A 10,049-nucleotide genomic window follows, 5' to 3' on the forward strand; every position below is an offset into this window, starting at 1 on the left:
CAGGCCACCGCCCTGCAGACGGTGCTCGCCGGCGACGAGATCCCCGAGACCGGCGACGCGTCCACCGACCACCTGATCGAGGTCTACCGCACCCTGCGCGACGGAGCCTGATCGCATCCTGCTCGAGAGATCAAGCAGCCTTCGGATCGGACCAGGCCGTGGTGGTCCGGACCCGTCCGTGCGTGTCGACGAGACGCGCCGGCAGGTCGTACTGTTCGAGCCACGACAGGGCTCCGATCCCCCGCTGCAACGCCGTCGCCGCGGCCGCATGAGCCCACACCGCGTCGGGAGCGATGACGCTGACGAGACGCCACCGCTCGGGGTCGGCGACGTCGCTGGTGTGCGACGCCATCGCCGATCCGGCCGGCAGTTCGACCGAGCCCCGGTCCGGGAGCGGCACCTGCCATCCCCCGGCAGGCGCGTGCCCAGCGGTGGCCATCACGTCGCCGATGCGCACGAGCGCCCCGCATTCGAGCAGATTTGCGACGAGCACCGCGGAGTAGTCGACGGTGTCGGCCACGGCCGTCGCGCCGAGTTCGAGACTCACCCCGAAAGGAGCGAGCACGATGTCTCCGTCGATCTGCACGTCGCGGTAGGTGGGGATGGGATGGATCGGCGGGATGGCTCCGGCATCGACGGAGGCGTCGTCGGAGTCGACCGGGGTGATGGTCCCGCCCGTCATGCGGGCCGCCCACAGCGCCGACCGCACCATCGATGCCAGTCGGGGGCTCATCGTGACCGGAGTGCCCTGCGCGAGGTTGACGGAGTGGATCTCGGCGTCCCCCCGGCGGCTGTCGCTCACCGCCTCGGATTCGGCGACGACGCCGCGCACGATCATGCGGGCACGGTGCAGTGCATGCGGCTCGGTCACCGCGAGTGCGATCTGCCGACCCCACTCCCACCATTCGTTGCTGCCGATCATGACGGGCTCCACCCGTAGTCGATTCCTCGCAGGACGTATTCCAGTATGCCCTCGACCTGAGACGGGTGACAGTGCCGCAGGATCGGACCCGCCCTCGTCAGACCCGGTCGAGGATCGCGGCGGTGTCCACGCCGGTCGGCAGTGTGCCCATCGCGATGCCCCAGTCGTCGTCGAGCCGACTGCGGCAGAACGCCTCCGCGACGGCGGGATGTCCGTGCCGGACGAGCTGCGCGCCCTGCAGGGCCAGGGCCATGAGCTCCACGACCCGCCGTGCCCGGTACTCGGCGTCCTCGAGGTCGGCGAGTTCCTTGCCGATCCGGGCGATGGCCGAATCGAGCCGCGGATCGGCACCTTCCGCAAGCCTGACCTCGGTGAAGAACGCCTCGACGGTGTCGGGTTGCCGCGCCATTGCACGCAGCGCGTCGAGTGCCGCGACGTTGCCGGATCCTTCCCAGATCGACATGAGCGGCGACTCGCGATAGAGCCGCGGCATGCCCGATTCCTCGGCGTAGCCGTTGCCGCCGAGGCATTCGAGGGCTTCGGCGGCGACCGCGGGTGCCCGCTTGCACACCCAGTACTTGGTGACGGCCAGCGCGATGCGGCGCAGGGCGGCCTCCTGCTCGTCCCCGGCGGCGCGGTCGGTGGCCCCGGCCAGACGCATCATCATCGTCGTCGCGGCATCGGACTCGACGACGAGATCGGAGAGGACGTTGCGCATGAGCGGCTGGTCGACGAGCAACGCGCCGAACGCCTTCCGGTGACGGGCATGGTGAACCGCGCGCAACGTCGCGATCCGCATGTTCACGGCCGAGCCGATGACACAGTCGAGTCGCGTCATGTTCACCATCTCGATGATGGTGTTGATGCCGCGACCTTCCGGGCCGACGAGCCAGCCGATCGCGTTCTCGTACTCGATCTCGGAGGAGGCGTTCGACTTGTTGCCGAGCTTGTCCTTCAGCCGCTGGATGCGGATGGCGTTGCGGGTGCCGTCGGGCAGGACGCGCGGGAGCAGGAAGCACGACGGTCCGTGCTCCGTCTGCGCGAGCGTGAGGAACAGGTCGGACATCGGCGCGGACGTGAACCACTTGTGCCCGACGATCGTGTACGAACCGTCGGCGTTGGGGGTCGCGGTGGTGGTGTTGGCGCGGACGTCGGAACCGCCCTGCTTCTCGGTCATCGACATCCCGGCGATCAGGCCACGTTTCGTGGAGGGTTCGCGCAGCCCGAAGTCGTAGTGCGGCGCGGCCAGCAGCGGCTCGTAGCGCTCGGCGAGTTCGGCGTTGTGGCGCAGCGCCGGGATCGCGGCGTAGGTCATCGAGATCGGGCACATGTGCCCGGCATCGGTATGCCCCCACACGTAGAACTTCGCGGCACGGGCAACGTGCGCGCCGGGACGCGGGTCGCGCCAGGGTGCCGCGTGCAGGCCGTTCTCGACGGCGACGGTCATCAGGTCGTGCCAGTGCGGATGGAACTCGACCTCGTCGACGCGGTGGCCGTAGCGGTCGTGGGTGTGCAGCACGGGCGGATACTCGTTGGCGAGCCGCCCCCAGTCCTGGGCACGGGCGGTGCCGGCGAGGGCGCCGAGTTCGCGGACCTCGTCCTCGGCCCAACTCGCCCCTTCGCGGCGAAGTCCCTCGAGGAGGGCGGGGTCGTCGGCGGCCCCGTAGGGCTCGAGGTCCGGTACCTGGTTGAACACTTCGTGGGTGGCGGGGAAATTCACGGCTTCACTCCTGAGTCGTTCCGGAAGGCAGATGCCCCGCCGCTCGCAGTACGAGGACGACGAGGTCGGGGACGGTGGATCCGGCCGCGCTGTCTCGAAGTCGACCGTCGGCCGCACTGTCTCGAAGGCGACCGTCGGCCGCGCCGGGGAGGCGACCGGTGAGCACCTCACCGACAGCCCCGACGAGCGCCGCGGCGGTGAGCTCGACGTCCTGTTCGGGGAATTCACCGGTCTCGACGCCGTGGCGCACGGCGTTCGCGAAGGCCGCTGCGAAGGCGCGGCGCAACACGAGTCGTTCGGCGTCGACCGCGGCGTCGACCGGTTCGGCGAGCAGGGCGTAGGCGAGGGTGGGATTGCGCAGCGCACGGCGGGAGAAGGTGTCGACCACCGCGGTCACCCGGTCGGCACCGGATCCGGTTGCGGCCGCGGACGTCACGGCCTCGACCTCCCGCTCGCACAGTTCCCGGAAGATCCGCACCATGAGATCGGACTTGTCGACGTAGTGCCGGTAGACGCTGCCGGTGGCGACGCCGGCCCGTTCGGCGACCGCTGAGACTGACAGTCCGCTGTAGCCGCGCTCGCTCAACAATCCCACGGCGGCAGCGGCGATCGCCTCGCGCTGCGCGTCGAGTCGCTCCTGTACTGCGGGTGTCCGCCGGTACGCCACACCAAGGATTGAACCTCGGTTCAGTGCTTCGGTCAACGGTCGGCGCTACGGTCGGGATTGTGAATCGCCTGAGCGTCGTGGACGAGATGTTCCTCCACCGCCACAAAGGAACCGGCCTGCCGTCGGTGATGCAGGGTCTGTGGCGCACCGACGAGACCGTGGACGCGACCCTGTTGCTGTCCCTGCACGACGTGCTGTCCGAAGGCCCGCTCGGTCGCCGTGTGGTCCGTCCCCGGGTTCCCGGTGCACGCCCCCGCTTCGAACCCAACACGCACGTCCATCCACTGCGCTATCCCGCGACCCCCATCCCCGACGACGAGCTCCTCGCCTGGGCCGACGAGCACGCGAACGTGGACGTCGATCCCGAGCTCGGTCCCGGCTGGGCGGTCGCCGCGACCCGACTCACGAGCGGCGGCACCGCACTGTCGATCGTGAGCTCGCACGTCCTGACCGACGCGCGGGGATTCGTCCGCGCGGTCGCCGACGCGCTCGCCGACCGGCCGCGACAACCCGACCCCGGTCGCCAATCCGACCTACGCGATGCGATGCAGTTGTTCCGGAAGGTCGGCAGCGGGCTGCGCCGCGTGAAGTACACACCTCGCACGGAGAAACCGCCCGCGCCGCAGACGGTGCACTCGCGACCGCGCACCGCGCTCGTCGACGTCGACGCGGCGCAGTGGAAGGCCGTCGCGGCCGCGGAGGACGGCAGCCCGAACGCCCTGCTGCTCGCCGTGTCCGCCGGTGTCGCCCGGCGCGCCCGCATCCCGTTCCCCGTGCGCATCTCCGTTCCGGTCGACGACCGGAAGGAGGGAACCGTCTCCAACGGCGTGTCGATGGTGGGGATCACCGTCGACGACGGCGACACGCTCGCCTCCATCCGCGCCCGCGCCGCGCACGCCTATTCGCAGCCGCGGGAGGGCGCGCCGCACAACATGCCGGCCGAGATCCTGCAACTCCTCCCCGACCGGATCGCCGCCCGCGTCGCGCGCGGTGCCGGTGAGCGGGACCTGTTGTGTTCCAACATCGGTGCGGTGCCCCGCGAGCTCACCACGCTGGGCCCGTACCGCACCACCGGGATCGCGATGCGCGCTATGCACCCGGGACTCGACACCCGGCCGGCCCGCACCACGACCCGCCTGTCGGTCTACGCCTGCCACACCGACGAGCGGTACACACTCGCGTTCGTCGCCCTCGACGAGGAGCGCTTCCCCGACACCGCCACGCTGCGCACCTACGTACGGGCAGAGCTCGCGGGCCGAGGCCTCGAGCCCCACTTCTGGTGACGTCGAGACGGTGGACACGGCGGCTACCGTGACGCCCCGTCACGTACAGTGCGGAGCATGACGCCCGAGACCCACGTCACATTCGCCGACGGAACCGTCCGCGGCACCCGGCTCGGCGGCCTCCTCGCCTGGCGCGGCATTCCCTACGCCGCTCCCCCGGTGGGCCCGCTGCGGCTGCGGGCGCCGCAACCGGTCGAGCCCTGGACGGGAGTGCGCGATGCGACGCAGTTCGGAAATGCCGCCCCGCAGCGTCCGCGCTACGCCGAGACCGGTCGTCGCGGGGTGCGAGTGCGTCCCGACGAGGACTGCCTGACCCTCAACGTGCTCGCCCCCGCCGGTCGGGTCCATGCGCCGCGACCGGTCATGGTGTTCATCCACGGCGGCGCCTTCACCCTCGGCACGAGTGCCCTGTCGGTCTACGGCGGCGAGTCGCTGGTCCGACGCGGCGACGTAGTCTACGTGTCGATCAACTACCGCCTCGGAGCGCTCGGCTATCTCGACTTCGGGTCCTTCTCCACCGATTCGGTCCGATTCGATTCCAATCTCGGTCTGCGCGACCAGGTGGCGGCGCTCGAATGGGTCCAGCGCAACATCGCGGCCTTCGGCGGCGACCCCGACAACGTGACGATCTTCGGCGAGTCCGCCGGCGGCACCTCGGTGACGACCCTGCTCGCGACACCCGCCGCGCGCGGGCTGTTCTCCGCCGCGATCGCACAGAGCCCGGCGCCGAATCTCGTCGTCACCTCCGACCGCTCGGCCGAATGGGGCCGGAAGTTCGTCGAACTGCTCGGTGCCGATCCGGATACCGCCGCGCAGGCGCTGCTCGACACCTCCCCCGTCGAACTCGGGCGGGTGGGATCGCGCCTCGGGGCGCAGGTACTGCGCGCGACTCCCGGTCTGCATCCCTTCGGCCCGGTCGTCGACGGCGATTTCGTTCCGCTCCAACCGCTCGAGGCGTACGAGACGGGCGCGGCGCATCCCGTTCCGCTCGTGCTCGGGACGAACGACCGCGAAGGTGCACTGTTCCCGAAGTTCCTCGACGCGCTGCCGACGAACCCTCGGCGGATCGACGCACTGTTCGCCGCGACCGATCCCGAGGCGAAGGATCGCATCACGGGGATCTATCCGGGATATCCGGACGAGCGTGCCGCGATCGATCTCGGCGGCGACCTCACCTTCTGGTATCCGTCCGTGCAGTTCGCGCAGGCACATTCGCGTTTCGCGCCGACTTTCATGTACCGCTTCGATCTCGCGCCGCGAGTGCTGCGCTGGACGGGCTTCGACGCGACGCACGCGGTGGAGTTGCTCGCGGTCTTCGACCAGACCGACGAACCGCTCGGCCGGGCGCTCACGGCACTCGGTGGGCGACGCGGCCTGCGGACGGCCGCCGGGGCGATGCAGCGCCAGTGGCTGAACGTGGCCCGGCACGGTAAACCACTGCCGTCGTGGCCACCCTACGACGAGAAGGACCGCGCGACAGTGATTTTCGACGAGGTCACGCGCATCGAGCACGATCCGCGTCGCGAGCGCCGCCTCGCGTGGGAGGGCTACCGCGGGTACGCCGCTCCGGTACCTGTTCAGTAAGCGCCGCTTCTCGACGCGCGCAATGAGCGTCGCTACTCGGCGCGTGCAGTGAGCGACTGCTACTTGGCGACGGTGAGCAGGAAGGCGACGTCCTCGATGGCGCTGACGCTGTGCCGGACCGGCGGGATGATGATCATGTCGCCCGCCGAACCCTTCCACACGTCGTTGCCGGCGACGAGCTGGAGCTGACCCGACAGCACCTGCAGGGTCGCCTCGCCGGGGCTGTCGTGCTCGCCGAGTTCGTGGCCGGCGAGCAACGCGACGACGGTCTGCCGCAGGTGCTTGGTATGCCCACCGAAAACCGTCTGGGAGCTGCGTCCGCTGCTGGACGTCGCTGCGAGTTTGAGCTGCTGCCGTGCCGTGGCGGTCAAGGAGAGCTTGTCCATGTACCGCAGTATCGCTCAGATGCCGCCGCGAGAACTCAGCTTCGGGCGTACCGGATCCAGCGGAACCTGATTCCCTTGGTGGACGTCAGCCATTCTCCGGGATCCGCCACCCACTCGGGCCCGATCGGAGGTGCGGTCGCATCTCCTGCGACGTCGAGGTCGACCTCGGTCACGAGCAGCCGAGTCGCGAACGGCATCGCCTGCGCGTAGATCTGGCCCCCACCCATGACGACGACCTCGTCCTCACGGGCGAGTGTCAGTGCGTCCTCGAGGCTCATCGCGGTCTCGGCGTCCTCGGCCGACCACTCGACGTTTCGGGTGACGACGATGTTCCGGCGTCCCGGCAGCGGCCGGAATCCGACCGGGAGCGAGTCCCAGGTGAGCCGGCCCATGATCACCGGCTTGCCCATCGTGGCGTCCTTGAAGAACGCCATGTCCTCGGGGATGTGCCACGGGATGGTGTTCTCCCGGCCGATCACACCACCACGTGCCTGAGCCCAGACGAGGGTGACATCTCCCATCAGACGGCCACCGGCGCCTTGATCGCCGGGTGGTGCCGGTAGCCGACGACCTCGACGTCCTCGTAGCGGTAGTCGAAGATCGAGTCGCGCGGGTGCAGCTTCAGCGTCGGGTAGGGATACGGATCGCGGGTGAGCTGCTCCGTGACCTGCTCGATGTGGTTCGAGTAGATGTGGCAGTCGCCGCCGGTCCAGATGAACTCTCCCGGCTCGAGTCCGGTCTGCTGCGCGACCATGTGGGTGAGCAGCGCGTAGCTGGCGATGTTGAACGGCACGCCGAGGAACATGTCGGCGCTGCGCTGGTAGAGCTGGCAGCTGAGCTTGCCGTCGGCCACGTAGAACTGGAAGAAGGCGTGGCACGGCATGAGCGCCATCTTGTCGAGCTCGGCCACGTTCCACGCCGAGACGAGGATGCGCCGCGAATCGGGGTTGGTGCGCAGGGTCTCGATCACCTGGCCGATCTGGTCGATGTGCTGCCCGTCGGGGGTCGGCCACGAGCGCCACTGCACGCCGTAGACCGGGCCGAGATCGCCGTCGGGTGCGGCCCACTCGTCCCAGATCGTCACGCCGTGCTCCTGCAGCCACTTGACGTTGGAGTCGCCGCGCAGGAACCACAGCAACTCGTAGACGATGGACTTCAGGTGCACCTTCTTCGTGGTGATCAGCGGGAAGCCCTCGGACAGATCGAAGCGCATCTGATGGCCGAACAGGCTCCGCGTGCCGGTTCCGGTACGGTCGGCCTTCTCCGCGCCGGTCTCGAGGATCAGGCGCATCAGGTCTTCGTAGGGCGTCGACACAGTCACGAGCGCAGTCTATCGGTGGGTCGAAGGTGTCCGTCGCCACCCGCGAACGGCCCGGCGACCGTAGCCTGTTCCCATGCCCGAGCTCCCCGAGGTGGAAGCACTTGCGGTGTTCCTGCGCGAGCACGCGGTCGGCAGCGTCATCGGACGCATCGACGTCGCGGCGCTGAACGTGCTGCAGACGGCCGACCCGCCGATCACGGCGCTGCAGGGACGCGACATCACCGGAGCGGTGCGCTTCGGCAAGTTCCTCGCGATCGACTGCTCGGGGCTGCACCTGATCACGCACCTGTCGCGCGGCGGCTGGTTGCGCTGGCTCGACGAACCGTCGCAGACTCCCCCGAAACTCGGTCGCGGTCCGCTCGCCCTCCGCGTGCACCTGTTCGCCCCCGACGCGACGACACCGGCCTTCGATCTCACCGAGGCCGGCACGAAGAAGCGCCTCGCGGTCTGGATTGTCGACGATCCGCAGCAGGTGCCCGGCATCGCCCGCCTCGGCCCCGACGCGCTCGCCCTCACCCGCGACGAGTTCGCCGAGCTCCTGAACGACAGCACCTCGCGCCTCAAGACGTTGCTGATCGACCAGAAGATTCTCGCGGGCATCGGCAACGCCTACTCCGACGAGATCCTGCACGTCGCGCAGCAGTCACCGTTCGCGACCGCCGGACGGCTGACCGACGACGAGGTGACCGCGCTGTACGGGGCGATGCGGTCGGTGCTGACCGATGCCGTCACGCGCTCGGTCGGGCAGGACGCGGCGCGCCTCAAGGGCGAGAAACGGTCGGGGCTGCGCGTGCACGGCCGCACCGGTGAGCCGTGCCCGGTGTGCGGCGACACCGTCCGCGAGGTCTCCTACACCGACCGTTCGTTCCAGTACTGCCCGACCTGCCAGACCGGAGGGAAGGTCCTCGCCGACCGGCGGATGTCCCGCCTGCTGAAGTAGCGGGCACGCAGTGCAGGCCCCTTCCCGTCTCCGCGAAGAAGTCCGCATCCTCGCGCCGGGTTACTTCGCCTTCGTCATGGCCGGCGGAATCGTGTCCACCGGACTCCACCTCCGCGGTTTCCACCTCGCATCGGCCGTGCTGCTGATCGTGTCCGCGATCGGATACGCGACGCTGGTGGCGCTGTCGGTGTGGCGGTTCTTCGCGTTCCGCGACGAGGTCCGCGCCGATCTCGCCGATTCCGGACGGGCGTTCGGCTTCTTCACCTTCGTCGCGGGCAGCAACGTGCTCGGCGTACGCCTGATGATGGACGGCTGGCATTCCACCGCGGCCGTACTACTCGTGGGCGCGGCGGCGACGTGGCTGGTGCTCGGATATGTCGTCCCGTGGACCGCCGTGCTCGGCACGGCGGAGCGTCCCGTCCTCGCGAAGGCGAACGGAACGTGGTTCATCTGGGTCGTCGCCAGCGAGTCGGTGGCCATCGCCGCGGCCACGCTCCAACCGGTCTACCGCGAACTGGACCGGCTCCTCGCCGCCCTCGCGGTGTTCACCTGGGGCGTCGGGCTGTTCCTGTACGCGGCGGCCGGCGTCTTCGCCGCGGTTCGGATGTTGGAGTACCCGTTGCGACCCACCGACCTGACCGCCCCTTACTGGGCTCTTCGCGCTTGAGCGGGGTGCCCGGTAGTTGATGGGGCTCGTGGCCCCGACATGCTGTTGGTCTCTCACAACGCGACAACAGCGAGACCACGAGCATGAACGAGGGTACGTCAGTGCTGCTCGGGCTGGAGGACGAGTTCACCGTCCCGCAGCTCGAACGAATCGATGCCGACACGGTGCGTGTCGTCATCGAGGTCATCGACCCGGAGGGCGCCTGCCCCGAGTGCGGGGTGCTCACCTCAAGGATCAAGGAGCGGCCACTGGTTCGAGTCAAGGACTTGCCTGCCTCCGGCCAAAGAACCGATCTGTGGTGGCTCAAACGGCGCTTGGTGTGCCGCGAACCGGCCTGTGGGACAGCGACATTCACGCAGCAGTCCCGCGCTGCGCCGGCACGGTCGCGGCTCACGACCCGGCTACGAGAGAAGATCGGTTCGGCGATCGCGTCGGGCAACCGCGCCGTCAGCGACGGTCGCTAGTGGTCTGTCTGCGATTTGATCTGGTTAAGGGCTTCGCGTCCGCGACGGGCCTTCTCGATGATCGACTCGGCGGTGGCCTTCCAAACGAACGGTTG

The 10,049-nt window shown here is 69.2% G+C and carries 11 protein-coding genes; 5 read left to right on the forward strand and 6 right to left on the reverse strand.

Translation table 11 applies throughout. The features are described 5' to 3' along the window. Positions 1–130 precede the first annotated feature (130 nt). From ACQR3U_RS23015 to ACQR3U_RS23025, 3 genes are all read right to left on the reverse strand, one after another. The gene (locus ACQR3U_RS23015) at positions 131–922 is read right to left on the reverse strand and encodes an FAD:protein FMN transferase (protein ID WP_230811574.1); all 792 of its coding nucleotides are present in this window, start codon (positions 920–922) and stop codon (positions 131–133) included. A gap of 97 nt (positions 923–1,019) precedes the next feature. Beyond that, positions 1,020–2,642, reverse strand: coding sequence for an acyl-CoA dehydrogenase family protein (locus tag ACQR3U_RS23020; RefSeq protein WP_019289855.1), 1,623 nt, complete (start codon positions 2,640–2,642; stop codon positions 1,020–1,022). A 4-nt stretch (positions 2,643–2,646) separates the two neighbouring features. Continuing rightward, a complete protein-coding gene (locus ACQR3U_RS23025; protein ID WP_230811573.1) occupies positions 2,647–3,309 on the reverse strand; it encodes a TetR/AcrR family transcriptional regulator in 663 nt (220 codons plus the stop codon). A 59-nt stretch (positions 3,310–3,368) separates the two neighbouring features. Here ACQR3U_RS23025 and ACQR3U_RS23030 point away from each other — a divergent pair, with 59 nt between their 5' ends. After that, positions 3,369–4,592 (forward strand): hypothetical protein, encoded by a 1,224-nt coding sequence (locus ACQR3U_RS23030; RefSeq protein WP_230811572.1) that lies wholly within the window; start codon positions 3,369–3,371, stop codon positions 4,590–4,592. Positions 4,593–4,649: 57 nt separating this feature from the next. Further along, on the forward strand, positions 4,650–6,176 hold the full coding sequence (locus ACQR3U_RS23035) for a carboxylesterase/lipase family protein (RefSeq protein WP_230811571.1): 1,527 nt from the start codon (positions 4,650–4,652) through the stop codon (positions 6,174–6,176). 59 nt (positions 6,177–6,235) lie between these two features. Here ACQR3U_RS23035 and ACQR3U_RS23040 read toward each other — a convergent pair whose 3' ends face one another. From ACQR3U_RS23040 to ACQR3U_RS23050, 3 genes are read right to left on the reverse strand one after another with little or no spacing between them, the layout of a single operon-like run. After that, positions 6,236–6,562, reverse strand: coding sequence for a cupin domain-containing protein (locus tag ACQR3U_RS23040; RefSeq protein WP_230811570.1), 327 nt, complete (start codon positions 6,560–6,562; stop codon positions 6,236–6,238). Between the two features lie 35 nt (positions 6,563–6,597). Next, a complete protein-coding gene (locus tag ACQR3U_RS23045) occupies positions 6,598–7,083 on the reverse strand; it encodes a dihydrofolate reductase (protein ID WP_006551554.1) in 486 nt (161 codons plus the stop codon). Continuing rightward, on the reverse strand, positions 7,083–7,883 hold the full coding sequence (locus ACQR3U_RS23050; protein WP_006551555.1) for a thymidylate synthase: 801 nt from the start codon (positions 7,881–7,883) through the stop codon (positions 7,083–7,085). Before ACQR3U_RS23050 ends, ACQR3U_RS23045 begins: the two co-directional genes overlap by 1 nt. A gap of 73 nt (positions 7,884–7,956) precedes the next feature. On the opposite strand from ACQR3U_RS23050, the gene ACQR3U_RS23055 reads away from it, so the two are divergent. From ACQR3U_RS23055 to ACQR3U_RS23065, 3 genes are all read left to right on the forward strand, one after another. Continuing rightward, the gene (locus ACQR3U_RS23055) at positions 7,957–8,823 is read left to right on the forward strand and encodes an Fpg/Nei family DNA glycosylase (RefSeq protein WP_230811569.1); all 867 of its coding nucleotides are present in this window, start codon (positions 7,957–7,959) and stop codon (positions 8,821–8,823) included. A gap of 10 nt (positions 8,824–8,833) precedes the next feature. Beyond that, positions 8,834–9,490, forward strand: coding sequence for a tellurite resistance/C4-dicarboxylate transporter family protein (locus ACQR3U_RS23060; RefSeq protein ID WP_019289860.1), 657 nt, complete (start codon positions 8,834–8,836; stop codon positions 9,488–9,490). Between the two features lie 83 nt (positions 9,491–9,573). Further along, a complete protein-coding gene (locus ACQR3U_RS23065; protein ID WP_230811568.1) occupies positions 9,574–9,954 on the forward strand; it encodes a transposase family protein in 381 nt (126 codons plus the stop codon). The last annotated feature ends 95 nt before the right edge of the window (positions 9,955–10,049 follow it).

Origin of the sequence: Rhodococcus sp. IEGM1339 (assembly GCF_050321925.1) — a bacterium.
GTDB classification, from domain to species: Bacteria; Actinomycetota; Actinomycetes; order Mycobacteriales; family Mycobacteriaceae; genus Rhodococcus; species Rhodococcus pyridinivorans.